Annotated in this window: 18 protein-coding genes and 11 pseudogenes; 12 read left to right on the top strand and 17 right to left on the bottom strand. The window is 58.7% G+C overall.

What is annotated here, in order from left to right:
• Positions 1-367: 367 nt before the first annotated feature.
• From ACVJGD_RS38340 to ACVJGD_RS38330, 3 genes and pseudogenes are all read right to left on the bottom strand, one after another.
• Positions 368-658, bottom strand: a pseudogene (locus ACVJGD_RS38340) (transposase); the annotation flags it as partial.
• A 204-nt stretch (positions 659-862) separates the two neighbouring features.
• On the bottom strand, positions 863-1,450 hold the full coding sequence (locus ACVJGD_RS38335) for a GNAT family N-acetyltransferase (RefSeq protein ID WP_456640507.1): 588 nt from the start codon (positions 1,448-1,450) through the stop codon (positions 863-865).
• Between the two features lie 1,030 nt (positions 1,451-2,480).
• A pseudogene (locus tag ACVJGD_RS38330) lies at positions 2,481-2,654 on the bottom strand (LrgB family protein); the annotation flags it as partial.
• A 278-nt stretch (positions 2,655-2,932) separates the two neighbouring features.
• Here ACVJGD_RS38330 and ACVJGD_RS38325 point away from each other — a divergent pair.
• Both ACVJGD_RS38325 and ACVJGD_RS38320 read left to right on the top strand, forming a co-directional pair.
• Positions 2,933-3,139 carry a WGR domain-containing protein gene (locus tag ACVJGD_RS38325; RefSeq protein ID WP_456639051.1) on the top strand — a complete coding sequence of 69 codons (207 nt, stop codon included), beginning with the start codon at positions 2,933-2,935 and terminating at the stop codon, positions 3,137-3,139.
• 120 nt (positions 3,140-3,259) lie between these two features.
• Positions 3,260-3,667: pseudogene (locus ACVJGD_RS38320) on the top strand (transposase); the annotation flags it as partial.
• Between the two features lie 34 nt (positions 3,668-3,701).
• Here ACVJGD_RS38320 and ACVJGD_RS38315 read toward each other — a convergent pair.
• The 5 genes and pseudogenes from ACVJGD_RS38315 to ACVJGD_RS38295 all read right to left on the bottom strand — a co-directional run bounded on the left by ACVJGD_RS38315 (position 3,702) and on the right by ACVJGD_RS38295 (position 9,696).
• Positions 3,702-5,030 (bottom strand): annotated as a pseudogene (locus tag ACVJGD_RS38315) (IS5 family transposase).
• Between the two features lie 549 nt (positions 5,031-5,579).
• Entirely contained in the window at positions 5,580-7,034 is a 1,455-nt protein-coding gene (locus ACVJGD_RS38310; RefSeq protein ID WP_456640506.1) for a GntP family permease, read from the bottom strand.
• A gap of 13 nt (positions 7,035-7,047) precedes the next feature.
• Positions 7,048-8,163, bottom strand: coding sequence for a patatin-like phospholipase family protein (locus ACVJGD_RS38305; RefSeq protein WP_456639050.1), 1,116 nt, complete (start codon positions 8,161-8,163; stop codon positions 7,048-7,050).
• A 668-nt stretch (positions 8,164-8,831) separates the two neighbouring features.
• Positions 8,832-9,046 (bottom strand): annotated as a pseudogene (locus tag ACVJGD_RS38300) (transposase); the annotation flags it as partial.
• An 89-nt stretch (positions 9,047-9,135) separates the two neighbouring features.
• Positions 9,136-9,696: a hypothetical protein gene (locus tag ACVJGD_RS38295; RefSeq protein WP_456640505.1), complete on the bottom strand. Its 561-nt coding sequence runs from the start codon at positions 9,694-9,696 to the stop codon at positions 9,136-9,138.
• 660 nt (positions 9,697-10,356) lie between these two features.
• Here ACVJGD_RS38295 and ACVJGD_RS38290 point away from each other — a divergent pair.
• The 3 genes and pseudogenes from ACVJGD_RS38290 (at position 10,357) to ACVJGD_RS38280 (ending at position 13,213) form a co-directional block, all read left to right on the top strand.
• Positions 10,357-10,473 carry a hypothetical protein gene (locus ACVJGD_RS38290; RefSeq protein WP_456639049.1) on the top strand — a complete coding sequence of 39 codons (117 nt, stop codon included), beginning with the start codon at positions 10,357-10,359 and terminating at the stop codon, positions 10,471-10,473.
• A pseudogene (locus ACVJGD_RS38285) lies at positions 10,473-11,402 on the top strand (glucose 1-dehydrogenase). The gene ACVJGD_RS38290 and the pseudogene ACVJGD_RS38285 overlap by 1 nt, the downstream one beginning before the upstream one ends.
• Positions 11,403-11,446: 44 nt before the next feature.
• The gene (locus tag ACVJGD_RS38280; protein WP_456639048.1) at positions 11,447-13,213 is read left to right on the top strand and encodes an oleate hydratase; all 1,767 of its coding nucleotides are present in this window, start codon (positions 11,447-11,449) and stop codon (positions 13,211-13,213) included.
• An 18-nt stretch (positions 13,214-13,231) separates the two neighbouring features.
• On the opposite strand, the gene ACVJGD_RS38275 is transcribed toward ACVJGD_RS38280, so the two are convergent.
• Entirely contained in the window at positions 13,232-13,630 is a 399-nt protein-coding gene (locus ACVJGD_RS38275; RefSeq protein ID WP_456640504.1) for an avidin/streptavidin family protein, read from the bottom strand.
• Positions 13,631-14,668: 1,038 nt separating this feature from the next.
• Between ACVJGD_RS38275 and ACVJGD_RS38270 the strand changes: the two are divergent.
• Positions 14,669-15,283: pseudogene (locus tag ACVJGD_RS38270) on the top strand (ATP-binding protein); the annotation flags it as partial.
• 215 nt (positions 15,284-15,498) lie between these two features.
• Here ACVJGD_RS38270 and ACVJGD_RS38265 read toward each other — a convergent pair.
• Together ACVJGD_RS38265 and ACVJGD_RS38260 are read right to left on the bottom strand one after the other, a co-directional pair.
• Complete coding sequence (locus ACVJGD_RS38265) at positions 15,499-15,738, bottom strand: hypothetical protein (RefSeq protein WP_456639047.1); 240 nt, start codon at positions 15,736-15,738, stop codon at positions 15,499-15,501.
• Positions 15,735-15,968 (bottom strand): hypothetical protein, encoded by a 234-nt coding sequence (locus tag ACVJGD_RS38260; RefSeq protein ID WP_456639046.1) that lies wholly within the window; start codon positions 15,966-15,968, stop codon positions 15,735-15,737. The genes ACVJGD_RS38265 and ACVJGD_RS38260 overlap by 4 nt, the downstream gene beginning before the upstream one ends.
• 54 nt (positions 15,969-16,022) lie before the next feature.
• Between ACVJGD_RS38260 and ACVJGD_RS38255 the strand changes: the two genes are divergently transcribed.
• The 4 genes and pseudogenes from ACVJGD_RS38255 to ACVJGD_RS38240 all read left to right on the top strand — a co-directional run bounded on the left by ACVJGD_RS38255 (position 16,023) and on the right by ACVJGD_RS38240 (position 18,376).
• Positions 16,023-16,151: a hypothetical protein gene (locus ACVJGD_RS38255; RefSeq protein ID WP_456639045.1), complete on the top strand. Its 129-nt coding sequence runs from the start codon at positions 16,023-16,025 to the stop codon at positions 16,149-16,151.
• Between the two features lie 356 nt (positions 16,152-16,507).
• The gene (locus ACVJGD_RS38250; RefSeq protein WP_456639044.1) at positions 16,508-16,909 is read left to right on the top strand and encodes a hypothetical protein; all 402 of its coding nucleotides are present in this window, start codon (positions 16,508-16,510) and stop codon (positions 16,907-16,909) included.
• Between the two features lie 496 nt (positions 16,910-17,405).
• Positions 17,406-17,869 (top strand): annotated as a pseudogene (locus ACVJGD_RS38245) (helix-turn-helix domain-containing protein); the annotation flags it as partial.
• A complete protein-coding gene (locus ACVJGD_RS38240; protein ID WP_456640503.1) occupies positions 17,843-18,376 on the top strand; it encodes a LysR family substrate-binding domain-containing protein in 534 nt (177 codons plus the stop codon). The pseudogene ACVJGD_RS38245 and the gene ACVJGD_RS38240, both read left to right, overlap by 27 nt.
• On the opposite strand, the gene ACVJGD_RS38235 is transcribed toward ACVJGD_RS38240, so the two are convergent.
• From ACVJGD_RS38235 to ACVJGD_RS38225, 3 genes and pseudogenes are all read right to left on the bottom strand, one after another.
• Positions 18,349-18,591: a DUF2274 domain-containing protein gene (locus ACVJGD_RS38235; protein WP_456639043.1), complete on the bottom strand. Its 243-nt coding sequence runs from the start codon at positions 18,589-18,591 to the stop codon at positions 18,349-18,351. The genes ACVJGD_RS38240 and ACVJGD_RS38235 overlap by 28 nt on opposite strands.
• Positions 18,578-19,061, bottom strand: a pseudogene (locus ACVJGD_RS38230) (TrbI/VirB10 family protein); the annotation flags it as partial. The pseudogene ACVJGD_RS38230 and the gene ACVJGD_RS38235, both read right to left, overlap by 14 nt.
• 618 nt (positions 19,062-19,679) lie before the next feature.
• The gene (locus tag ACVJGD_RS38225; protein WP_456639042.1) at positions 19,680-22,784 is read right to left on the bottom strand and encodes a DEAD/DEAH box helicase; all 3,105 of its coding nucleotides are present in this window, start codon (positions 22,782-22,784) and stop codon (positions 19,680-19,682) included.
• Here ACVJGD_RS38225 and ACVJGD_RS38220 point away from each other — a divergent pair.
• Positions 22,783-22,953 (top strand): hypothetical protein, encoded by a 171-nt coding sequence (locus ACVJGD_RS38220; protein WP_456639041.1) that lies wholly within the window; start codon positions 22,783-22,785, stop codon positions 22,951-22,953. The genes ACVJGD_RS38225 and ACVJGD_RS38220 overlap by 2 nt on opposite strands.
• A 184-nt stretch (positions 22,954-23,137) precedes the next feature.
• Here ACVJGD_RS38220 and ACVJGD_RS38215 read toward each other — a convergent pair whose 3' ends face one another.
• From ACVJGD_RS38215 to ACVJGD_RS38205, 3 genes and pseudogenes are all read right to left on the bottom strand, one after another.
• The gene (locus ACVJGD_RS38215; RefSeq protein ID WP_456639040.1) at positions 23,138-23,461 is read right to left on the bottom strand and encodes a hypothetical protein; all 324 of its coding nucleotides are present in this window, start codon (positions 23,459-23,461) and stop codon (positions 23,138-23,140) included.
• Between the two features lie 734 nt (positions 23,462-24,195).
• Positions 24,196-24,327 (bottom strand): annotated as a pseudogene (locus ACVJGD_RS38210) (restriction endonuclease); the annotation flags it as partial.
• A gap of 195 nt (positions 24,328-24,522) precedes the next feature.
• Positions 24,523-24,720 carry a hypothetical protein gene (locus ACVJGD_RS38205; RefSeq protein ID WP_456639039.1) on the bottom strand — a complete coding sequence of 66 codons (198 nt, stop codon included), beginning with the start codon at positions 24,718-24,720 and terminating at the stop codon, positions 24,523-24,525.
• A 251-nt stretch (positions 24,721-24,971) separates the two neighbouring features.
• Between ACVJGD_RS38205 and ACVJGD_RS38200 the strand changes: the two are divergent.
• Positions 24,972-25,512: pseudogene (locus tag ACVJGD_RS38200) on the top strand (ISL3 family transposase); the annotation flags it as partial.
• Positions 25,513-25,521 lie beyond the last annotated feature (9 nt).

The raw sequence follows: 25,521 nt of genomic DNA, 5'->3' as shown, positions 1-25,521 counted from the left end.
ACCCCGGTTGCTGAGACAGTGTGATCGTGTGATCTCTGAGTTGTTAAGTGTCGTTGGCGACAGCACCCTCGCGGTTTTACTTTATTAGATCGTAACGAGAGTCAAAATGGCAAGGAAGCGTTGCGGGACAAGTTTTACACCGCTGCGCCACCACGATCGAGGCAGTCTGTCGAGCAGTACAAAATAGTCGACAGAGCCTGAGAGGCCTCGCTGGCTATGGGATCAACCAGAAGACTGTTGCAAAGTGGAAGCAGGGTAAGACCGTCGCCGATCCCTCGACAGGCCCCAAGAGAGCCAGGTCCACCGTGCGCTCCCCAGGGGACTGTCAGAAATTCTGTGTAAGCGGCGTCTGTGAAGATGTGCAGGCTCAACGAGCTGAGCGGGGAAATCGATCACCGAAGTGGATGGCAAGTTGGCCCATCGAATCAATCCCCCGGCGCCGCATTCCGGCATTTTTGATGGCGAGGTAGAGCAGCTTTATCGCGGCCTCGTCGTCGGGGAAACTGCCGCGGGTTTTGATGATCTTGCGCAGCGAGCGGTTCATCGACTCCACGGCATTGGTCGTGTAGATCATTTTGCGGATGCCTGGGGCAAAGGCGAAGAAGAGGATGACCTGCTCCCAGGCACGGCGCCAGGCTTGGCCGATTGCCGGGTAGCGCTTCGACCCGGTTTATCGAACACCGTCAGCGGAATGGTCGCTTTCCCGACATGATGGAGCAGCGCCGCGAGCCCAAGTCGCCCCTACTGGCGAACCAAGACTGCGACCGAAATCCGCGGCGAACACGTAGGCAGTGCTGAAAGGTGGCCCTCGTGACGGTTGCGCGCTTGGTGAGCCCATGCGAACAGCGTCTTGTACTTCGCTTTACTTGGCTGCTCGCAACATTGGCGTGAGCGGCGGCGAGGAACCATGTTGTATTCTACCGATGATCTTGAAGCCGTGGTTTCGATAAAAGGGAATGTGCTTAGGATTCGAGCTTTCAAGATAGGCGGTAATGCCCTGCTCATCGCATCGTTGAAGAGCGTATTTCATCAGTAATGTGCCGAGTCCTTGTCCGACCCAGTTCGGATCGGCCGCGATGAGAGGTAGGTACCAGTGCGGCTCGGGCGGATGATGTTCGGCCATTTCGTGCCGCAGGAGCGCCATATCTTCGGCAATCTCCGGGTTCAAGGACAGTGCCATTATTTCGTCCAACGCGGACTCGTCTTGCTGCACGCCAGGCGGCAGCCACAGGGCTGCGGCGCGGATCCCTCCTGTGACGTACGCCGTGCCATGCTCGAATGCTCGTCCGCCAGAGGCGTTAACGAATTGAGGCATGCTTCGAAGATATTGCCTTACGTCAGGCCAACTCCAGCGCATCAATGGATCGGCGGCAAAGCCGAGCACAATTGTCCAGACGGTGCTTGTTCGAATGTCTGCATTCGCACATGTGATATCAGACTCCGCGAGCATGATGTGGTTTCCGGGTTGTTTTCTATCTGTCAGAGTTAAACGAGCACGACAAATGGCGCTTAACGAAACAGGAAACATCCGGAGCTGCGCCGGATGCGCGGGGCTCTGTTTCGGCCCCCTGCTAACAAGGCTGCTGCGGAAGAGTCCTAGTGACCAGACAAAGAAGACGCGGCCGATCGGCAGATTCGTGATATCGGCCGGCTGCAAATGCTTCTGTCCGCTGATAGTCATGTCGCGTAACAGTTCAGGATAGATCCATAGCCCGGCCCCGGCTCGCTCGTGCTCGGCTTCTCGAGCGCTTTTGTTTCCATCAGTGCAATCGCTATGCCATATTGAGTATCTAGCGACGCCCCTGGCGACTTACCCATCCGATTGGCTGGCAGCTTTAGAGTGGGATAAGAGCCGCGGTGGTCGGGCGTGAGATCGCACCTTCGGTGTTGCAGCAGAAGGGGCCGGGCAACTCTAGTGCGCAAACCGAAACGCGCGCCGCCAGATAGGCGGAAAGTCGGCGAGCTCGCGCTAAGAGCTACTAGATGAGATAGTTCGACAGGTTGCCGGTAGTGATACTTATCGAACCTAACTAGGCAGGACGAGGTCCGGGAGTGGCAGAGCCCGCCTCTCGATCAGTCTACCCGGTCGAGTGTTTCGGTGCCTTGCGGGTCAAAATCCGCGACGAGGGCTGGTCCGCAACAAGGCGGTCTATGTCGCGCTGGCGCTCAATCCGGATGGCGAGAAGGCCGTTCACCGGGCGCAAAGGACTCGGTCGAAGGCGCACTTTCGTATCCAGTGCTACGTTCGCTTTCCACCCGTTCGATGATGGCGAGACATGCCCAACACCACGCGCGAAGTTCTGAATGCGGTTGTCAATGGCCATTGAAATTCGTTCACACAAGCTTCATGATTTGAAGCGGCCTACGTTAGCCCGAGACAATGCAAAGCAGGAGGCATGTAAATTGTCTAAAGGACGTCGGGAGCGAGTACAGTGAGCAGCGCTATTGCGCAGCGCGTGCTGCGCAGCCACGGATGACTCACGCAACAAGAATGTCACAGCGAGGGGAACCAACGATGAGGTGACTAGCGCGTTTAGGGCCATGGCTATGCCGGGAAAAACGCCAACCACTTCGTCGACCTGGAAGGCTCGTGCTGTGCCAATGCCATGCGCAGGGATACCGACTGCAAAACCTCGAGCGCGAAAATCAGTGATGGCGGCCCATGGAACTCAGTAGTAGCCTCGAACATCAGCGACTTGCAGCGCGGCCGCCGAGACCGGCTCGGCTTCCTAGCAGGAGCTCTCGACCGCGAGGATGCTGGCGGCCGAAACCAATCGGCTGAAGCTCGAAGTCGGCAAATTCCTGTCGACGGTCCGCGGCGGTTAACATGGCTATCCCACGGAAGATTGCGATCATCCTCCATTACGGCGCCAGTCATAGTCTGACTTTGCCGGCTCCAAGAACAAGAGGATGAAACTGCAACACCGCGATTATGCTCACCCGCACCGACAATCGCCGCAACATAGCGGGGCTCAATAAGCTCGATGTTCAGCCGACACTATTCGGTGGCTCGTCCCTGGTGAGGGAGTGGGGACGTATCGGCCGCGCTGGCACCTCCGCTTACAGGCCTATTCTTGCGGTCTGGCCGATCTTGCCTGAACTCGACCAAACATTTGGTGTTCTTGCCCAGAACCCATAGCTCCGCGGCAGCGGCAGAATCAAAGCTCCCGACTAGTCTTACTGAGTCAGAGTGTCGCGGCCTTTGTCGACAGGAATCATATATTTGAGAAGACTCACTTTTCAGCGTGGGGAGGCTGAGATGGGTCTGACAAAATCGGGGGACGTAGCGTCGCGGTTTTCGGCATATATTGAGGGTCTTGCGAGCGTGATCGGGCATGCGGGACGGGCCAAACCGCTTCGCGATTACTGCACTGGGCTGATGATGCCGTGCGATCGGAAGAGTGTCGAGCCGATGGCGGCGATGACGGCTCCTGAGCGGACAGCAGCGCAACATCAGTCGTTGTTGCATTTTGTCGGTCAAGGCGATTGGTCGGACCCGCAGGTTTTGGCCAAGGTCCGCGAGATGGTGCTGCCGGAGATCGAACGCCACGGGCCGATCGAAGCTTGGATCATCGATGATACGGGCTTTCCCAAGAAGGGGCGGCATTCAGTCGGGGTTGCACGTCAATATTGCGGCCAGTTGGGCAAGCAAGACAATTGTCAGGTCTAGTCGTTCGTGAAGAACGTTTCTGAGCGGTGTTTTACGCAAGGTGTGGTTGCGATAGGCGGCGACAGAGTATGGATAGCAAGAGGCGTAAAAGTTCCGCGAACCAGTGGCGGAGCAGGCTGAAGTTGTAGCCGGCGGCGGCGAGAACGGCATTGATGCGGTCGCCGTCGCGGCCCTTGAGATGGTTGCGGCGCATTCGGTGGTCGTCCTTGAGATGGCCGATCACAGGCTCGACGGCGGCACGACGCCGCATCTCGCGGCGGATGGCTTTGGTGACGCGGCGAACCTGGCCGCTGATCCAGACCTTGAACCGGTCGGGATAGTTGTGGCCGCGATAGCCCTTGTCGCCGTGGATGCGGCGCGCTGCGACACCTGTGAGCTTTTCGAGATCGGCGATGACGGGACCGAGCGTGTGGCCGTCATAGGGATTGCCGTGCAGGGCCTTGGCATGCAGCACGAACTGCCCGCCTTTGGGCGCGGTGGCGGGCGTGGCAATCGAGACTTTGCAGCCAAACTCGTAAGGTGCCCGGGCCTTGCCTTTGCCGATGCACTCCACCTCGGGGGCGTGCAACGAGTAGACCTTGGGACCGCGCTGACGCTGCTCTTGATGGCGAACCCGGTGGGCGAGATCGAGCAGCGGACTAAAGCGATCCTCAAGCGCAGGGTCGCCCTCGATCTTGCGTCTGATGTCACGGATGATGCGGCCAAGCCGGGTGCGCAGGAATTTGAGCTCTCGCCGGGCGCGCTTGAACTGGTGGGCATGCGTGTAGCGCCCCACCATGATGGCGGCGCGCTTGGCCACGCGCAGATAGCTCTAGCGCAGTTCGATGCCCTCGCGTTTGGCCAAATCGACCAGCTTCTCGATCGCCATAAGCTGCGCATCGCTCGGATGCGCGATCGCCTTCTCCTGGACGGTGGTGTCCACAACGACCCGATCGAGATCTTTGGTCTCGATCGCCCCAGTTCGATGCGCCAGAGAGAGGCTTTCTTGCAACAGCGCGGCGATCTGCTCCTCGCCCAGCCGCTGGCGCCAGCGGGTCAGCGACGAGCGATCGAACGGCAGGTCGTGCCGGAACACCACCTCGCCGCAGAAATACTGAAAATACGGGTTCTCGACCCACCTGTCGCACAGCGCCTCGTCAGAGAGATTGTGCATGTGCTTGAGGATGAACAGTCCGGCTACCAATCGTGTCGGCAACGGTGGCTGCCCCGGCCCGAGGCGACAGACCGAGCTGAAGCGTCCCGCCAGGAAGTCCCAATCGATCTCCGCCGCCAGGCGCACCAGCGGATGGCGAAGGTTGATGATCTTTTCCAGAGATGGACGAAACAGATCGTCCTGACGATCGTCGCGCGGCTGGCTCATGGGTTCTCCCCAACAGCGAATCTCGCCGTCAAAGGAATCACGAAGCCGCCAAATCCGGAATCCAAAAACGCAAGAGAACCAAGACCTACCCACGGCTTTCTTGCAAAATCGAATACTTGCTCACGTCAAATCACAGCGACGGATCAATCGCTTCCGAATTCTTCACGGGCGACTATACTGGCCCTAAATGCGCTGGCAAAATCTAAGTGTGTACGTCGATCTCTTGCCGGGCCTTCGCAGCTGAGCAGCCTCACAACGCGTGAGAGTTAGGACGCGCGCCTAGTCCGGCCGCCCGCAGCATCTCCTTTTTACTATTTGAAGTTGCCGCGATTGTGTGCATGCATGTTGGCTATAGTGCTATTTTCATATAAGTAAGCGCCCAGTTCCTGATACATTTCGACGAGCACCTCGATAAACGTATTTCGAATGGCTGAACAGCCCGGCGGGCGTCACGGGTCTGACCGCGCATCCTGTCCTTTGGGGCGATTCGATTAACCAACTGCCGTTCAACGACATACCCGCGCCTTTATCGCTCGTGCATTAGCCGGCTCAGAAGGATCCGACCATTGAGCCGATCACGACCACGACAACAAGCGCGATCATGGCACCAACGATTCCGACAATGACAATGTCGCGATAGCTCTCGCGGTGCGTCGACCCGCAGACCGCGAGTAGCGTAACCACCGCGCCATTGTGCGGCAAACTGTCGAGGGTGCCCGATCCGATCACCGCCACGCGATGCAAGAGACCTGGGTCGAGTCCTATCGACAATGCACGCTCTAAATAGGTCGCACCGAGAGCGTCCAGTGCGATCGTCAGCCCGCCCGATGCCGACCCAGTTAGAGTGGCCAGTAAGTTAGTGGCGACCGCAAGCGATACCAAAGGGCCTCCGCCGATACCGAGAACGGCATCGCGTACCACTGCGAACGCAGGCATTGCGGCCACGACGGCTCCGAATCCGACCAGGCTCCCAACATTCATGGCAGGTAGCACCGCCGCATTGGCGCCGGCGTCCACGGTTGCACGGAGAGCCGGCAGTCGTCCGTGACTAACTGCGACGACTGTGACGATGGCGCAAGTGAGCGCGGTGAGCACCGCCCATACGCCGCCTACGTCCGCTAGCGAGACGCCGCCGAACTGAGAATCCGCCAAATAGCGCGTGTCGACTGCGGGCAGGATGAACAGCGACATCGCAAAATTGACGGCGACCACCACAACCAGGGGCAAGGCTGCGAGTGTGATTGGCGGTGGTAAGTCGGTTTGCTTGCCATGCACGATTTCCGCGGGATCAAACTCTCGGGCAGTGGCGGTCCGTTCTCGCAATCTATCGTCACTTGCGAGACGATCAGCTGACATTGGTGCGCCGCCGCCAAACCCTTCGCCGATCCTCTTGGCCGCTCTCTCCTCGCGACTGAGCCACCACAGTCCGAACCCGAACATGATCAGCGACGCCAGAATGCCGAGCACTGGTGCGGCGAATGGCGTCGTGCCGAAGAAAGGCATGGGGATCGCGTTCTGGATTGATGGCGTGCCGGGTAGTGCCGACATGGTGAAGGTCGAGGTGCCGAGCACGATTGCCGCAGGCATCAGTCGTCGCGGAATATTTGCGGTGCGAAACAGCTCCTGGGCCATAGGTGCCAAGACGAAAAAGGCGACAAATAGACTGACGCCCCCGTAGGTGACTAGCGCGCCAGCGATTACGACGGCCAGCATGGCCCGATGGGGGCCTAGCCGTTGCGTGACGAAGGTCGCAATGGCCGTCACGGAGCCGCTGTCCTCCATCAGCTTACCGAATACTGCGCCAAGCAGAAACAGCGGGAAGAAGCGTGCGAGAAACTCGGCGGCACTGCCCATGAAAGTTTGAGTCCAGTGCGCAAGGAGCGGCTCGCCGGAGAACAGCGCCGCAACGAGTGCGGCGATCGGCGCGAGCAGCAGCACGCTCCAGCCGCGGAACGCGAATGCGATCAAAAGACCCAACCCGCCAAGCACACCGACAAGTCCGATCAGCGTCATCGGCTCAGCACTCCGCCAACAGCACATCCAGGTCAGCGGTGGAACGCCGGCCAAGATCATCGCCATGTCGAGAAAGGAACTCTTTGGCGCAGCGTCGCCCCTCCTCCCTGAGCAGCGCGATGAACCTGCTCTCGGCATTCAGTTTCGATGAGGCGCCGAACTCTGCGAGCCGATCGCTTTTGATGCGGTGCATTCGCATCCCAGCCCAGCGTGCGCCTTCGCCGCTGCCCGGATCGGCAACCTGGCGCAGCAAAGCGATCATGCGTAGCTCCTTCATAAGCGGCGAATTGAAGGAAATCTCATTGAGGCGGTTCTGGATCTCGGCTGCAGAACGCAACGAATCGGCCCGCTCACGCGGATTGATTTCCACTAGGATAGTGTCGTGTCCGTCAGTCTCTCGAACCAGCGGGGTGATGGTGGGGTTGCCAGCGTAGCCGCCATCCCAGTAAAGCTCACCATCGATCTCGATCGTCTGGAACATCGTTGGCAGACAGGCCGAAGCGAGCAACACGTCGGGTGTTATTTCCGCATTGCGGAAGATCCGGCCGCGGCCGGTGCGCACAGTCGTTGCGGTAACGAACAGCTTCATGGGGGCTTGCTTAAGGCAATCGAAGTCGATGCTTTCTGCAAGGATGTTGCGTAGCGGGTTGAAGCCGAGTGGGTTTAGATCATAGGGAGAGAGGATCCGCGACATCAGATCGAACGCCATGTAAGCGGGTGAGGTGTCGAGCGTCCAGCGGCCCATTAGACGATCTAGTGGAGAGCGTTGCAATGGACTAAACGCGGCCGCGCGCGACACGCGCTCCCAATAGGCATCAAGCGCAGCCCTAGCACTTGTGGTGCCGCCGTTTGTCCATCCACAAGCCAGCACGGCAGCATTCATTGCGCCAGCTGAGGTGCCGGAGATTCCCTCAATTTTCAGCCAGGGCTCCTCCAGGAGACGATCGAGGACGCCCCAGGTGAACGCGCCGTGTGAACCGCCGCCTTGCAAAGCGAGGTCTATCAGGACCGACTTTCGCGCTGTCTCATTCGGCGGCGGTGGTGTCACTCGGCATTCCGAACGCTCAGGAGAACGGTAGAAAAACAGCAGCAGAACGGCACCAGTTCCCCACAATTTCATTGGTTTCTGTGCTCATAAACCCCGTACTCCATCGCTGTGTCTGACTGCTCACACCTAAGAAGCCAGCAACGATCGTGCCAAGGGCCTGATGTCCGTCAAATGGAGGATTATGATCCCCGGCAGTGCGCCCTCTCAAACGAGACGTATTCCACGAGAACCTTGGCAGTCCCCTTATGAGCAATCAGTTGAGCAACTGCCGCCTGGCCCGGCTCAAGGTTGACCTTGACACCTCCTTCATAGGTCAGTGTTTCTGAAGAGCTTACGTCGATTCTCACTGTCATCGTGGATGGCTCCTCGTCATCGTGTTTCCCTGATAACGAAGCCCTGTCGAAGCACCGTCGTAAAGTTACCAACGTTGAGAGTTGAGAGGCGTCGACGAGGGCATCCCCTTTGCGCTACGAAGGCCATCAACTATGCGCTTAATCAACGTCAATCGGTTCAACGCGCGCAGAAAAAGGCGGAATAGATTCGCCGCCGCCTGCAGCAGCGGTAAGCCCCTGTGGTAAAAAGATTCCGGCGATCGACCAGCCATGTTGAGCGCCAGAACCTTAGGCCGCGCATGAGCCAGCAGCGCTTTGCGCGCCTCACCAACGGCTCTTCGCGTGCGCGCGGCACTGCGGACCACGCCAGCGGTAACTTATGCAGGGAGAGTGAAGAGACCTTGTGCTCCCCCTTTTTCCGCCCGCTGCCGAGCGATGCGCCTTGACGTGCGTGGAGTCAATCATTCGCGTCTCCGTAGTGCGTCCTTGGCCGGCAAGCTCTCGGAACAGGTTTTCCAGACCCCGCGCCGCGCCCAGCGCACAAACCGATTGTAGATCGTCGTCGGAGGACCATACTCGGGCGGGCAATCGCACCAGCGGCAGCTTTTCAACACATGAACGATTCGATCCGGCTCCTCTGTTCGTCGCTCAGCCAAAACAAATTTTTCCGCACGATTGTTGCCCCTTCCAAAAACGAATCAGGATCGTATTGTCAATGCAGAAGCATTACATTTAACGGGTTCTGCCCATAGCCAACTGTGGAATCGCGGGGGGCTATCAGAACTAAGGGTGTCCGCGATGTGGCGAACGAGGGCACCAATGGAGGACAGCCGGCACTTGAAATGACCTTCAGGCCCCGGCGATTCACGGCGGCGCTCCAATTAGTGAGGGCCTTGCGGGTTAGGTAAGTTGCAGCAAATCCATTCCAGGATTTCGCGACACGATGCCAATTCTCTTTTCGGGCGGGCAAAAGCTGAAGCTTCCTTTGCGCCTTGCGCGCAGCCGCGAACTTCCCGTCGCGCTTAGCCTCTTCCATAGTTTTGCGCAACAGCTCTTCGGTTCGTTTCCATCCGGCGCCCGTAATTCTACCCGCGGCAAAGTACTCGAAGGAGACTCGGAAGTTCAGAGCACGGCTTGCGGCCGTGTGTGATGCCAATTCCGGCTCAGTCAACCATCGCTGAAGAGTTTCGAGCTGCTCCGGCCCGCCAAGCGTGAGAACGTCACTGTCCCCGAAAATCGACACAGTCGCGAATGCCGCGAACTCGAGTTGCACGTCCAAGTCTTGTGATTCCAGCCAACTGGCAATTGCTCGTAGTGGCGACATCGCTTTAGTTCTCCTTTGCAGTCTTGATTGTGCTCGTGACTGGGAGGGTAGGCTTGAAAGCGATTCGGCCCGGAGAACGTAGCGCCGGTCAACTACAAGAGTTTGCAGGTGACGGAAATAATCTAATCTGTACAGATGTCGCGTTCGGCACGAGAGACGACCGGCAACTTCCGTCCCTTCCGTCTTGACTTGTTGTCTACTCGTTTGCCCGATTGAGGACATTGATGTCCGACATCCGATACGGCGGCGCACCCATTCCGCCGGCTCGGCGCGCAAGGAGATAGTATTGCCTTCCTTCCAGCAGGGCTCGCACCTGTTCTCGCAAGCATGACCATTGAGTATGACTTGCTCGATCGATCCAGATCAACGCTGCTCATAGTCAGAAACGCAATGGCGACGGACATCAGTCGCGGTTGAGTTCCGGAGGGCTTCCGGCGCGAGGCTGGTTGTGCAGGGAGCAGTCACGGGAGCTTTCTCGCGATCAGGTTTTCGGCGCGCCAATTGCACAGCCTCAATATTCCAATTGCCAGACGCCGGAGAACCTCATGTGCTCTGCGTCCCGCTTGTCCCCCTTGATCCACAGAGCAGGCGGCTCCGCGCAACACCTATTTGGTTGGAACCGGCATCGCCGGCCTGGCGGCAGCGGCCTATCTCATCAACGAGGGCGACCCGTCGGCTGCGAGTCAGAGAGCATTCCGCACATTCTCGACAGCTCGCGCGTCGTGATGGCGATGGTGCCCTACAAATACTCCCTGCGCGTGGCGCAGACCGCCGTGTTCGGCTTGCTCGACGTTCCTCGTCCGGTCTCACGCTTTTACAAGGGCCAGCATGACCCCACGTCCGCTTCGATGCTTGGAAGAACCGCCGTTGATCAACAGACGAGCAAGGATCATGTCAAGAGTCGTGTGAACGAAAAAGTCATTCTGGTGACCGGCGGGGCTCGCGGGATGGGTGCCGCTCATGCGCGCCTTTTGGTAGCTGAGGGGGCGAAAGTCGTAATCACTGATGTTCGTCACACAGAAGGAGAGGCGCTCGCGGCTCAACTTGGCACGTCCGCCCTCTATGTTCGTCAGGACGTCTCCGAGCCGGAGGAGTGGTGCAACGCGATCGCGAGCGCGGAGAGCCGCTTCGGCGCGCTGCACGGCTTGGTCAACAACGCCGGCATCGCCAGCATTGCCCCGATCGAGCAGTTCCCGCTCGATTAGTGGAATAAAACCCTTGCCGTCAATCTGACCGGTGTATTCCTCGGAATGCGGGCGGCCCTGCCGGCCATGCGCCGAGCGGGTGGAGGTTTGATCGTCAACATCTCGTCGGTCGAGGGGCTGCGGGGTAGTGCTGGGCTCCACGCCTATGTCGCTTCCAAGTTCGGCGCGCGGGGCATAACCAAGTCCGCTGCGCTCGAGGCTGCGGCCTCGGGCGTCCGCGTCAACTCAATCCATCCCGGCTTCGTCGCCACCCCAATGACCGAGAACTTCGATTCCTCCCTTTTCCCCATTCCACTCGGGCGGGCAGCCGAGCCGCAGGAAGTGTCACAGGCCGTCTTGTTCCTGCTCAGCGACGAATCCAGTTACCTTACCGGTTCCGAGATCGTCATCGATGGCGGTCTGACGACCGGCTTCCCGCACAAATGGCAGGCGCTGGAGAACATCTTTTGATGAACACCAACTGATTGTCCAAGCCAATCGGATAGGATGTTGCCATGTATTACAGCAGCGGAAATTACGAAGCTTTTGCCCGCCCGCGCAAACCCGAAGGTGTGGACAACAAAACAGCGTGGTTCGTCGGTTCGGGTCTGGCGGCGCTTTCCGGCGCGGCCTTCCTGATCCGCGACGGGCATATGCGCGGTGACCGGATCACCATCCTGGAGCGACTGAACCTGCCGGGCGGGGCGTTGGACGGTAGTCAAGACCCGGAAAGGGGCTTCGTGATCCGAGGCGGCCGCGAGATGGAGGATCATTTCGAGTGTCTATGGGATCTGTTCCGGTCAATCCCGTCGCTGGAAATCGAGGGCGCCAGCGTGCTCGACGAGTTCTACTGGTTGAACAAGGATGATCCGAACTACTCGTTGCAGCGGGCGACGGTGAACCGGGGACGGGATGCACACACTGATGGCCTCTTCAAGTTGAGCGAAAAGGCGCAGAGGGAATTGATCGCCATCTTTCTTGCCTCCCGTGAGGAGATGGAGAACAAGCGCATCGACGAAGTGTTCGGGACGGAATTCTTCAACAGCAACTTCTGGCTCTATTGGCGGACGATGTTCGCCTTTGAGAAATGGCATACCGCCCTGGAGATGAAGCTTTATCTGCATCGGTTCATCCATCATATCAACGGTCTGCCGGATCTCAGCGCGCTGAAGTTCACCAAATACAACCAGTATGAATCGCTCGTTCTGCCGCTGTGCAAATGGCTGGAGGAGCAAGCCGTCGCCTTCCGCTACGGGGTCGAAGTCAGCGATGTCGATTTCGAGATACAGCCCGGATGCAAGCAGGCCACACGCATCCATTGGCTGGAGGGGGGCGTCGCGGGCGGAGTCGATCTCGGCACCGACGATCTTGTATTCATGACGATCGGGTCGCTGACCGAAAATTCGGACAACGGCGACCATCACACGCCTGCCGGGCTCCACGAAGGCCCGGCGCCCGCCTGGGATCTGTGGCGGCGTATTGCGGCCAAGGACGTCGCCTTCGGCCGCCCCGACGTGTTCGGCGGCAATATTCCTGCAACCAAATGGGAATCGGCGGTCACGACCCTGGACGCGCGCATTCCGAATTATATCGGCAAGGTCGCCAAACGCGATCCGTTCAGTGGCAAGGTCGTCACGGGAGGGATCGTTACCGCGAAAGATTCGAGCTGGCTGCTTAGTTGGACTGTAAACCGCCAGCCGCACTTCAAGCACCAGCCCAGCGACCAGATCGTCGTCTGGCTCTATGGCCTCTTCGTCTACAAAGCCGGCGATTTCGCGAAGAAACCGATGCAAGCCTGCACAGGCGAGGAGATCACGCAGGAATGGCTCTATCACCTCGGTGTGCCTGTTGAGGACGTACCGGAACTCGCCGCGACGGGTGCAAACACGGTGCCGGTGATGATGCCCTACGTCACCTCTCTTTTCATGCCGCGGCGGGCGGGTGACCGGCCAGATGTTGTGCCTAAGGGGGCCGTCAATTTCGCCTTCATCGGGCAATTCGCGGAATCAGCCGAGCGAGATTGTGTCTTCACGACCGAATATTCGGTTCGCACGGCGATGGAGGCTGCCTACACACTTCTCCCAATCGAACGCGGTGTACCGGAGGTGTTCAACTCGACGTATGATATTCGCAAGCTGTTTGCCGCGATCGGCAGACTGCATGATGGCAAGGAAATTCAAATTGCCGAACCGGCGTTCCTACGCAAACTATTGCTGAAGAAGATCGAAGGCAACCGAGCTGTCACGGGCCAGCCAACGCGCCTTAAGCCCCCGCCATCATAGTGCCGGTTCGCTGTTGGTCTACCTCTTCGTAAAGAGGTCCCCGCCGATCATTCTGTGGAAGTTCCAGTCCGACCCTACATAGTACAGCTTCCAGCGCGTTGGAATTGTGTCACCGGCTATACGGCCATTCCAGATCGTGATTGTTCTGCAGTTCGGCGCTGTGGGTGATGTCCAATTGACGTAGAAATCTATTTTGCTCGTCGCGACCTTACCCGCCATAGCGTAAGGCTGTCCTCGGCAAGAAAATCCAGCCGCGTTATTCACATACGTTCCTGTGAAATTGCCTGTCAATGCGTCCAGCGTTTGGATCGAAAGAACCGAGCCTCTTTGGTTCACCCATATAGACGGGGCTGATAACTGCGCGTGAGCCGGCAGCGATACGACGGCAAAGAGCAATAGCACAAATGAGCGTATCATGGTGTACTCTTTGCCCACCGCATGCTCCCGGTGAGCTTTCTGGATCGGCCAAGCGACTATCCGCTCCACCGCTGGGGCTGGGGCGTTGAGCGGCGGAGCGGTAGCCACGAGAGGCGCCGTGTCGCTTCCAGTCCGTTCCTGCGTTTGTGATTCGGGAGCATTGAGCGCCGCTTTCCGCGATCGGCGCGAGCTGGAGGTCTGGCTGAAATGCAGACGGCCGAAAGGATGCTGGTCCCGTGCTTTGCGAGATTTATGTCGGCTTGACGCGGCGAGTTGCCGTGCTTTCGTGCGGCCAGGAGAAGGGGACGGCTCCGGTGCCGCGGCTTCGGAGGGACCGGCGGGCCGGAGCCGCTTGCTTGCTGCCGAGGGATACCCGCGTCCCCCGTTCGGGAGATCCGTTGGCGGCAGCAACTTTGATGTCCATACGAATAACTTGATTGGCATCTCGCTGAGTGATTTGAGCCATTCGGGAGTCGCCTTCGAAGGAGCTTCCGTTTCTCTCATAGAGCTACTCCTAACAATTTGAAATCTGATTGCCGTTTAGGGTCGCAGCGGATGCTCTCAAGTGAGAAAATGCGACCGCAGTGGCACCCGTCCCAACATGCGATTTCATGACGGCTCGTGCCGGTCGCGCTCAGAGAGTATAAGAGGCGGCCCAGCGCCGGGCATCATGCGCTGGGGCCGCCCCTACATCACCGATTGCTCGGTGATGTTCTTCCAATGAAGCAAGCAGCGTGCCGAACTGAAATTGCGGCGCTTCTGCAAGCGCTCGATACAAGTATCTTCAAAAGGGTTGAATCGACGTAGCGCCCTTGTACTGAATTGTCTCAAACCGACAACCGGGGCTGCGTGATAGCCGACAAGGTCGGTTGGACTTCGAACGCATGCGCTCCCGCAAGTACGACGATGGCTACAGTTCTACGCCTTCTTACTTCTGGTGGTTGACGGCGAGGACATCCGCTTTGATCCCACTAGCTCTGACACCACCGCAATCCGCGCTCGTGTCGCCTGCGCAACCCCGGCCAGCTCTGGCGCCAGGATCGTCGTCAGTCCCGCCTCATCGAGCGCCGTTACCAGCAATCCGGGCTCGACGAAAAGCTGACGCTCGCCGAGTTCGACTGGTCGTTCAATCCAAGACTGCCGCGCCAGACCTCCTTCCAGCTCCACACGTTGGCGTTCATGGCCGCCGGCGAGAACGCACTGCTCGTTGGCAACCCGGCACCGGGGAGTCGCACATCGCCAAGGCGATTGCCTATCAGGCGATCCTGCAGGGACACAAAGTCCAGTATATCGAGACCGATGACTTCTTCCATCGCTACGCCCTGAGCCCCGTCGCGCAGCGCGAGGTCCGGCTGCGCAACATCATCGACTGCGATCTCCTCGTACTGGACGATTTGTTCCTCTCTGCACCATTCTCGACGACGCCGGCGCACTGCTGCAGACCCTGATCCATCAGCGCTATAAATTGCGCCGCAGCGTCATGGTCACCTCCAATCGGGTCGTACAGGACTGGAACATACCTCGGCGACAACACCATGAGCACGACGATCCTCCCGCCTGATGCACCATTGCCATCTGCTCGAGTTCGATGGTCGCAGCTATCGTCTCAAGCAGGCCGCCGAAACCCTTGCCCGCGAAACAAAGTCAAACTAACAATCCATCCGTATCCTGCTTCACAGGTGGGGGATTTTAACCGACCGCTCCCGGGGGAATTTGAAGTGACCGTCCGGGCATAGTCGACCGGCAAGCGTGCTGCCTGCAGAAGCGTCGCTACTGTCCTAGGTCATGAAGGCGTGGCGCGCGAGCATAGAGCCGGCCGCTCATAACGGTGCATGTATCGGTTCAATACCCGGCGAAGCCCACCATCATCATTTCGATTCGTAAAGCCGCTCAATGAGCACGACGAGGAATTCGGCGTATTTATCCTGTATGGTCGTGAACCGATCGAACTCGATTGCCCCGGTGGAGCTGGGATAGCGCACGTGACCTTTGCCGCAGGCGTTAACGCCTATGTGCAGTTTCGGGTCATCTCTCGCTGGCTTCTCATCTCGTGTCAGGGTGATTAATGTGCTGCCGGTCGCCGGGGCGACCTCATTTTCGAAGCTCAAGAGATATTCGATGCCGTGCTCGTTGATCGATACGTTGACGCTGACGACGGCCCCCCGCTGATACCGCCTTTGGCCTCGCTCCAGAACTGTTTTGGTTCCTGCTTGAGGCGATCCTTTTTAGCGGCTTCCGCCGCAGCAGATTCCGAGGCTTGCCGTTTCGCGTTGTCTTGCACTTTTTTGTTCTGGAGTGCGGCTTTCAACCGTTTCGAGAGAGTTCTGCGTTCATGCATCAGCCTTATTCCTTCCGAGGTCAGCCTATCACGCCAGATCGAGAGGAGTCGACGATGTCTGCCGCAAATCAGGCGCTCGTTCTGAACCTTTACGGGCGCAATGCGGCTGACGACTTCGCGTCCTGCAAGCTATTCTGTGACATCCCCGATGAGGAGCTGATCGAAATCCGGCGGCGGTTGTGAGGAACACCGGACGCGCGCGCCTTCGAATTCATGGCGGCGCTGTACGCACAGCTCATTCCAAAGTCTCATTCCGGGAGATCTTTTCTATCTCTACGCGCAGCCGGCGCCCATCCTCAACGCGATTGCCGCGGTTCTCAGCCTCTGGGCCGGGAGCGGGTGAGCATTCCGACAAATGGCGCGCACAAGAATGCGCAATTTGCTGGTATGTCGTGCTCTCGCTGTATCGTCCGGTGGACGTCGTGCTTTTTCCTTGCGATCAGGCGGTACCAAATGAGGTAGGTATGACACGTTTGAGGTTGTGGTACCTTCTGAAGGTTGACGATCGGAACTGATCAGCGAACCCTAGGAGATGTCGAATGCCCGCGACCACAGCCGAAGACGAGAAACGCGAACGGCGGGCACGTCCAGGGCCCGAGCTGGCTCAGGCATCAGCCTCTGGAGCAGGTGGCGCTGCCGATGGCGTTGGAGAATCGGCGGCGGCTACATCGAGCATTTCATTTACGTTTCCGGAATGGCAAAAATCAATCGAAGCGACAAGAAACCTGTTCGTTACGGCACTAAAGGACGGATTCAGATTGGCTGCTTCTTCTCTGCACGATCAGGCCAATTTTCTGAATAGCGTTGCCGAGGCCAAAAATCCCTCTGAGCTACTGAAGTGCCACCTAGACTTCGCGGAGAAATTCTGGTCGAAGTCGTTCAGCGAAGGCTCGAAGATATTGGATCATCTCAAAATACAACCATCACCTGCGGTAAGGTAAGCAATCCGCCGAGCGTGAACAAAGGGCCGATCGCGCTCTACTCCTTCCGGGTCCTGTACGTCGCGGACGACGATGGCATGGAGGTGGCAATGGCTTCAACTGCTCCCGTCCGTACCCCGTATCATTGTCGCTGAAGTCAACCCACCACGAGCTATCTCTAGTGGCTCTGCACACTGATTTGACGGGTTGCGTTTGGCCGTCAGATTGGCTCCGGCAGGTGTTTCGGATCAACGAGGACCTCGATGCTGCGAGGCGTCCTTCTGCCTTCTGATGAGGCCAGCTCGTTCCAGCGTCAGCACCATCTGGTGAACCGACGGGGGGCTGATGCGGAAATATTCCATATCGGCTTCGGCCGGGGGCCTGCGATCCAGCGGGGGTATGGAGGTGGATAAAAGCCAGATACTGCCTCTGCTTGGGCGTGAAGGTTTTTGCCGTAGGACTCACGCCGGCCATCCGATTCAGTTGTTCGTGCGTGCCTCGAACGAGGAGGCACGCCATGAATGTACGCTATCGGGTCGAACTCAGCCAAATCGAGCGCACCGAACTCAGGGCGCTGCTCAGCGGCGGCAAGCATGCGTCCCGCAAGCAGATTTTGCTGGCCGCCGATGGCAGAGCCAGCGACGAGGAGATCGCGAGGAGCGTCGGCGTGGGCGGCTCGACCGTGTACCGGACCCGGCGGCGCTTTGTGGAGGGTAATCTGGAGCGGGCGCTGAGCGAGGAGCCGCGTTCCGGAGCGGAGCGCAAACTCACCGGAAGAAGCCTTGCTGGTGGCGACAGCCTGCGCCAGTCCGCCAAAGGGCCGTGCCCGCTGGACGGTAAAGCTGCTGGCAGGTGCGATGGTCAAGCTCACCGAGCCTGTCGCACGAGACGGTTCGGCGGCGCCTGGCCGAAAATGGCCTCAAGCCTTGGCGCAAGGACATGTGGTGCATTCCGCTGGTCGACGGCGAATACGTCGCCCGACATCGTCACCGTCACCGACGCGCGCATGGCGCGATCGTCACCGGCAGCCTGCCGCTCGTGGACTGCGAGCGCTTGGCGCTGTGGAGCGAGCGGGTGGTCGTGGTCTTACCTCAGGACCATCCGCTCGCGGCGCGCGAGAGCATCTGCTGGACCGACCTCCGCGGCGAGACGGTGCTGCTCAGCCATTACGATCCCGGGCGCGAGTTCGAAGAGTTGTTGGTTTCGAAGCTCGTCGCACCTGACGATCGTCCCAAGATCGAGCGCCACGACGTCAGCCGCGGCATCATCAAGAGCCTGATCAGCATGCAGGCGGGTGTCAGCCTGGTGCTCGAATCCGATCTCGGGGCCAATTTTGCCGGCTTGGTCTATCGGGACCTGCGCGATGACAGCGGCCCAAGCCGGTTCGCGTTTTCGGCCTATTGGCGGGCCAACAACGCAAGTCCGGCCTTGAACGCGTTCCTGACGATGCTTGCGGAGCGCTACCCCTCGCCGCGCCTCGCGCGATGACGCGCGCGGCGCGCCCTCAAGAAGCTCCTGTCCGGTGCCATGAACCGCGCCACCATCGGGACCATCAGTTTGGCCGGATCGTTGATCGGCTGTCCGGTCTCCTGGGCGAGGATTTCGGCATAAGCGAGGAGGTCGCGGTGCACGCTGGCCGGCAGCTCAAGCGTCAGTTTGGTGGGCTTGTCGTCCGCGATCGCGCCGAGCTTAAGCTGAGCCATCGTCCTTAGCCCCTGTGGGGCTCGAGCACCGGCCGCGATTGACGATCACTCTTACCGGAAATCCCGGCCGGATTGTCAACGTTGGCTGGATGTTGAGATTGCGGCGAACAACCTGCCAGGCCGGTCTGATTTAGCGAGTCTCCAGCGCCACGCCACAGCATCTAAATGATGTCGCTGTCGGTGTTACTAGCGTCCGCCCCCGAATTCACTTCAGTCCCGACGGCGAGTAACGTCGAAAGCGCGGCCGCCCCCAACAACTCTTTCCAATGGTTATCGACCTGGTCCTCAAGGCCAGAGTATCTCGCGGCGTCCGCGCCGAGCTGTCGCTGCAACACGATGGAACGCCCATTCGACATGATGAGCCTGATCCAGACCAGGAGCACGCGCGACTGCCCAAACGCGATCTGGCTGTCATAGATGCCAAGCAGTCGAGCGCCCTGCGTTATGATCAAGCGGACCCCGCTCGGCGTGCTTTATTCCTCGGTCTGGTAATCACTCAGACCGAGGCCGGGATTGAGCATGATGACGAAAATATCCGCCATCGATAGATTGCCCTGAAACGGAACGGGCAAGAGCCCGAGGTGAAGCGAACTGTCGTTCTCGTCAACAAAGGTAGGGTGCTCGACGAATGCGCGATGGCTTCGACGATGACTTTACTAACATTCCTAGCTTCATCAATGTATGATCGGTCGGCGTGGTGAACGTATGGGGGTTGACTTAAATCGCAGCTCCTCCAAAATTCGACGAGTTCAATCATTTTCTCTTCGTCGCAGTCTGAATTCTCAGATGATATCTATCGCGTCAATCGATTCACGGCGCCGCCTATCTTCCTTCCACTCCGCGTACCTCGATTTTTGAACCCATCGCAACAACTCCCCTGCACGGTGGAGGCCCAAGCGAATGCTCAATCGCTCGCAGCCGCTCAACCTCATGTTTCCTTTGCAAGTCTGTGAATAACTCTCCAACCTTGCTTTCCGCTAAGCGGCGACAGTGCGCAGTGCTACTGTACAGTTGAGAGCAGACATACCCGCAAATGCCCGACATCGAGGTCATGTAGCCGAAAAGTCGGTCAATAGCCTTGGCCACGATCACTCGTCCAGAGCGTCGAGGAACTCCTCAACCGTTCCAAGTGGATCCTCTCGTCCCTTGCTGATATACACGACCCGATCGCCGTCGCGTTGCAGCGATCGCCTCCTGGACTTCCGCAGTCGTCCCGGCAGGAATGTCGCCGCAATGGCCTCCGGTCCGACATCGAGCTTTACGATTCCTCTTCGCCTGCAGTCGATCCTGAGCCTTGCTACGGCAAAGAAATCGCGAGCGACCGGCGGCAATTTGCCGAAGCGACGTGAGGTCTCCTCCTCCAGGTCGTCCAGCTCGTCTTCGCTTCGGCATCTGGCGGCGCGGGCGTAGATTTCCAAACGGACCGGCCCCGATTGCACGTAGTTCATCGGCAACATGTCCGCGATCGGGAGATTTAGATCGGGCACCCACAGGGCGGCTGTCCTGTCGTCGACTCTTTCAGAGGCCAATTTCAGAAGGTGACTGTAGAGCACGGGTCCAAACACCTGCACATGGCCTGACTGGCGCTCCGAAAGCAGGTCACCGGCTCCTCTGAGGTCGAGATCGCGCGCGCTGATGGCGAAACCAGCGCCAGGTCTGCTGAACTCTTCGAGAACAGCTAACCGCTTCTCGGATCGCTCCGAGTCAGAGTCGGTCAGCAAGTACGCAAACGCGCGTATCCCGCCGCGGCCCACCCTTCCCCTAAGCTGATGGAGCTGCGCAAGACCGAACCTGTCGGGCCAACAGACCACGATCGTATTCGCACGCGGGATATCGAGACCGCTCTCCACAATGTTGGTCGCCAGCAGAACGTCTGCCTCGCCTTCGACGAAGCTCATCATTCGGTCGTCTATTTCGTCAACGGGCAACTTGCCATGGAGACAGACGATGCGGAGATCCGGAGCCAGCGATTGAACTCGCGCCAGCATCGGATCGATATCCTGAATGCGTGGACAGATAAGGAAGCTTTGACCGTGGCGCCTTTGTTCGCGCAGTAACGCCGCGGCGATAGCAGCATCCGAAAGCGGAGCGATCTTGGTGACGATCGGAAGTCGGTGAACCGGCGGAGATGCAATGACGCTGAGATCCCTGAAACCCGCCAGACCTGCGGCGAGAGTCCTCGGAATTGGCGTGGCACTCATCCAAAGAGTATGAATACCCTTAGCGAGCTCTGAAAGCTTCGCCTTCTCTGCCGCACCAAAATGCTGTTCCTCGTCGATGATGACCAAGCCAAGATCGGCGAACTTGACGTCCTTCGCGGCGAGAGCCTGCGTTCCGACCACAATCTTCAATTTTCCGCTCTTCAGCCCCTCCTTCGCCTCCCTTGTCTTCGAGGCCGAAGCTGCTCGCGACAAGTTTCCGATTTCGATACCGAACGGGCCAAAACGTTTACGGAAGGTCGCGACATGCTGCCTTGCCAAAACGGTCGTCGGTACCGCGATCGCTACCTGCTTACCTGATAGCACGACTGCAGCCGCCGCGCGCAAAGCTACCTCGGTCTTGCCGAAGCCGACGTCCCCGCAAATGACCCTGTCCATGGGGCGGCCGGACGCAAGATCATCCAGGACGTTTCGAATGGCTTTCGCTTGATCGACCGTCGCAAAATACGGAAACCGCGCGACGAACCGCTCATACGGGGGCCCCGGAGGCACAAGTTTCGGAGCCCGCCGGCGGCGACGCTGGCTGATGTGCTTGGTGAGCCGCTTTCCGGCGGTTTGAATTTCATGCTCCGCCTCACTGCGCCGGGCCCACCATGTACTTCCATCGGCTTTGTCCAGCGTCAGCCCGCCGAGCTCCGACGCGTATGGCCAGATCAGAGCCAAGTCGGCGGGCGGAACGAGAACCGCATCGTCTTCCGCAAATGCGAGCCTGATCATTTCGCGCGACGACAGGCCCCCCGTTGCCACGGTCTGCAATCCATGGAGCGAAGCCAGTCCTCGCTGCAGATGAATGACGACTGCACCTAGTTCCGGTACGTCCGCGCGGTCAAAAGCGGCATTCCAAACCCTGGCCATGGGCTGCGGATGATGAGCCCTGCTCCCCAGCACGTCGGTGGCCGTTACGACGACAAAAGGCTTCCGGCCAGGCTCGACAAAACCGCTATCGAAATCGGCCAGAAGCGCGGCTTCGCGACTGCGTCCGGTCGTGGCCTCGCTCCAGTCAGGAAAGCGCTCCGCCTTAACTCCGCTCATCCGCTCCATGGCGCGCAGGTCTTCCTCGTGCGCTGCAACCAAAATGAGGCGCGAACCAGCGAGTCGCGCCTCGTCGATAAAAGCGCGGAGAGCCTTCCTCGGCGAGGCGACCTTCGAAAAATCCGGCGTCGCAGTGAAAGGTGCCTTCTGAGACAGCACCTTCATACGCCTGGTCGCCTGCTTCCATTCGCGCCTGCCAAGGTACTCGCGCTCTCTGTCCGAGCGACCGGCCGCCTCCTCGATCGTGCTCAGCCAGCTATCGGCGTGCGCTGCAACCCCTGCATCCGCGATCCACTTGGCCCGACCACAATAGTCAAACAAAGTCGAGCGCTTTCCGCGTTTACTCCCGAACAGCTGCCGCTCTGACATCGGGTCGATGAAAAGCTCTTCGGTCTCAAAAACGATGTCATGTTCCATCGGGTCGAACGCCACGATCCGAAATATCGTCCGATCGGAATGCTCTACTCTGAACGGACCGAGTGCGCCGGCGGGAAAAATCTCGAATGTCTTACCGTGAAACAGCGCGCTGCCGGGATAGCCTGCCTCTTCATCGAGGTCGTATCCAAGCGCGTCAAGCCGCGTCCGGAGCTCTTGTTCGAAAAACGCTGCGCCTACCTTGAGGCGGAGGACTACGCGGGACCAACTCGCCGGCACGGGCAGGCGCTCCATTACGGCCTCTGCAGTGGACACGAGCAGGATCGGCTTTTTAGGCTTGGCAAGGCGCCTCAAGACTGAGCTTCGTCTACCCGCGATTTCGTGCGATGGCTCCAGCTGGTCGAACGGCAGCGTATTCAGCCTCGGAAAAACAAGCACATCGCACGAGGGGTCGAGGGCATGAATGGCGGCACCCAGCCGCTCGGCCCTATTCTCGTTCTCAGCAAGAAAAACGACGCCTTTGCGGCCAGACTTCCTCCATTGCCCGAGCAGATGGAGGGCCACCATGCCCAGCGGCGACGAGGAAGAGATAGGAGCCCGCGATGAAGAATTCTTTCGCTTCGCTGCCCTGCTGGCAACGCGCGCTTTGCTGGAGCGACCCACGTTGAACCCGTCGTTGATTCGCGACCAGCTGAGGCTGATGGCGCATGTTGCTTCAAACAGGCCCGCTCTGTAGTGGGAGCTACGCCCAGGGCTTCGTACATATGCGAATTCGGTCGCGGACGCACCTTTTCGATCCAGTCGTCCCGTGGAAACATCCTGCATTGCAATCTTAAGAGACAACTGAGCCAAATTGCTAGTAAGAGGGATCAACGGTTAACGGCAAAAGCCCAACCGAGCGCGTGTCAGCAGTGGGCGGATCAAAACGATCGAATCTCGACGCAGAAGTGGGCGAACGCGATCCTCGCCTTGAGCGCACCAAGGATGCTGTACAGCTCGTTCAGCACAACATGCCCCTGGCGGTCGACGAGGCACCTGCTCACATCAGGGAAAGAACTTAACGGCGGTGCGGCGAAAACGGACGTCGACAGCATCGAGCGGCAAAGCCGCAGCGATATCACCGTTCCGACCCGTGGCGTATTCACATCGACCAACTGCATTGAGAGCAGTCGGAGCAGTTGCAAAATCGACTCAACCGCCGAGCCGCAGCCAAAGTCCTGAGTTTCGGCGCCTTTTCGCCGCATCGCGGCGCCGAACCTCAGCCCTCTTCGGATGGCTTTTTGCTAACATGTGGCTATGAATACGTCCGAATCAGAGCCCGCCATCCGAGCGCTCACGACGCAGTGGTTTGATCGCCAGCCCGAGAACAAGCGGAAGCACCCTCGCTTTTCCGCCTTCAAAGATTGGGTAAGCCAGAACAGTTATTCGCACTACCTGAACTTGCCGTGTCGGTCGCGGGTCCGGGAGAAGATTTCCGTCAGCATTGCGACCGTCCTTTCAGAGCTGGATGTGATAAGTCTCAAAGTCCATTTACAAGGGCGTTCCGGTTCAGATCGTCAGGCCTTTGGAGTCCTACCTCAAGACGGTCCGAAACAAGGTATCTGCACTTTCTGAAACAGATAGCACAATCGGTGGGCCGTTATGGACAAGTTTGTTCAACAGTGCAGCCACTTCAGTTAGGTTGTAATCCAAGTACCGGCGTTGCGGTTCCTGCAAACGAAAACTTCCGCGCCTACGGAAATGAATAGATAAACACCCCGTGGCAAACCGCGCGAAGGCGCTCAGCACTCAAACCCGAAAGGTCCAGGACGACATTCAGGCTTGCTTCAAGTCACTCAACCAGTAGCGTTCTCCATCTGACTCGGCTCCATTATTCTCAACAAACGAATCAGAGTGGCGCAAATCGGCATGGCCGGGCCGATCACTAAGGGAACTATACGGTTCGATTGCTGAGCATCGGAATTCACAAGCCAGCCCCTCAGCTCGAAATGGTGGCGTTCAAGGACCGTAGTGCGCGCGCAAACACCTGGGCGGGCTTGGTGAAGAATGAGGCTGTCATAACGATGGCAGCATTGGCCCGCTCATGGTGTGCGGCCCTGTGCAGAGCACGAACCCCGCCGACCCTACCGGTCGGTCTGGAGCGTAGCGTTTACACTCGACCACATAGAGAAGCAATTTAGTTGCCGCGACTCGGAAACCAGAATGATCAAATGCTTGCTTGAAGATTTGCCGAGTCAAAGCTTGATGCGATCCAAGTTTGAGCAGACGGAAGCAAGCGCGCAACTATGCCCCACACCGCCTTGTTTCAGCGCTGATGACCCAATCTGATACCTAGCTTTTGTGCCTTCTGACGCAGCGAGCCCTCAGTACGGTTGATCAGCTTTGCGATTGTCGCCACGGGTGTCCTCGCTTTTGAGTGCGCTCGCAGTTCTTTGACATCCGCTTTCGTGTAATCTCGACGAACAATCTTCTTCGCTTTTGCCTTCTTCGATTTTCTCGCCACGATCGCTCCTTCTGATGATGAGAGTGTTTCGTATCACAAGAATTTGGATTGGCAATGTCGAAGTACAATTTCCATTCCGTGAAGCAGAAGCTAGGTAGCCGCATACAACAACTCATTATGCGATCGCGATAAGACAATCAAGCGGCCGCCAAAATCTTGAGCCGCTGATCGCTGACGGCGCGGCCTGAACATGATCGGAAGCCTCTTCTTATTGAGGCCCCGAGCCGAGCGGACGCCCATGCCATAAATGCTGGCTCGACGATCAGTGGGCCGCCGGCTGCCGAAACGGCGCCGCGCTTTGGCCGGCGCCTAAGCGCGCGGCTTCCGAGGCTCTCTTCGTGTCGTCGGAGAATGGGCAACACGCCGACGGCGGGCCGAAAAGGCCGATGTCGAAAACCTTCACCGGATCCCGTCGGCCAGAACGATCGCCCGTCTCATGACGATCGGACGGGATACGCTCTCGAAGGCAGAGACAGTCACTGTCGTAGCAATCGAAGCTGGCGTACCGACCCTAGTCGAGGCACGCGAGATTAGCGCCGAATTCCGTTTGATGATCCGGCACAGAGCTGCCGCCAAGCGGTCACCATGGATCGAGTGGGCTCCTGCCAGTCTCGTTGCCTCATTCGCCCGCGGCGTTACGCATGATGGGGCGGCGGTTTGGGCGGCGATCACCTTGCCTTAGTCCAAACGGACAACCGAGGGGCAGATCACCCGCCTCAAACTCGTCAGACGGCAAATGTACGGCCGCGGCAAAATCGATGGCTTCAAGCAAGACTAATTGGCACAGAATAGAGTGGAGTT

It is taken from the genome of Bradyrhizobium sp. USDA 10063 (assembly GCF_054063735.1).
This window is presented reverse-complemented; position numbering and strand designations above follow the sequence as displayed.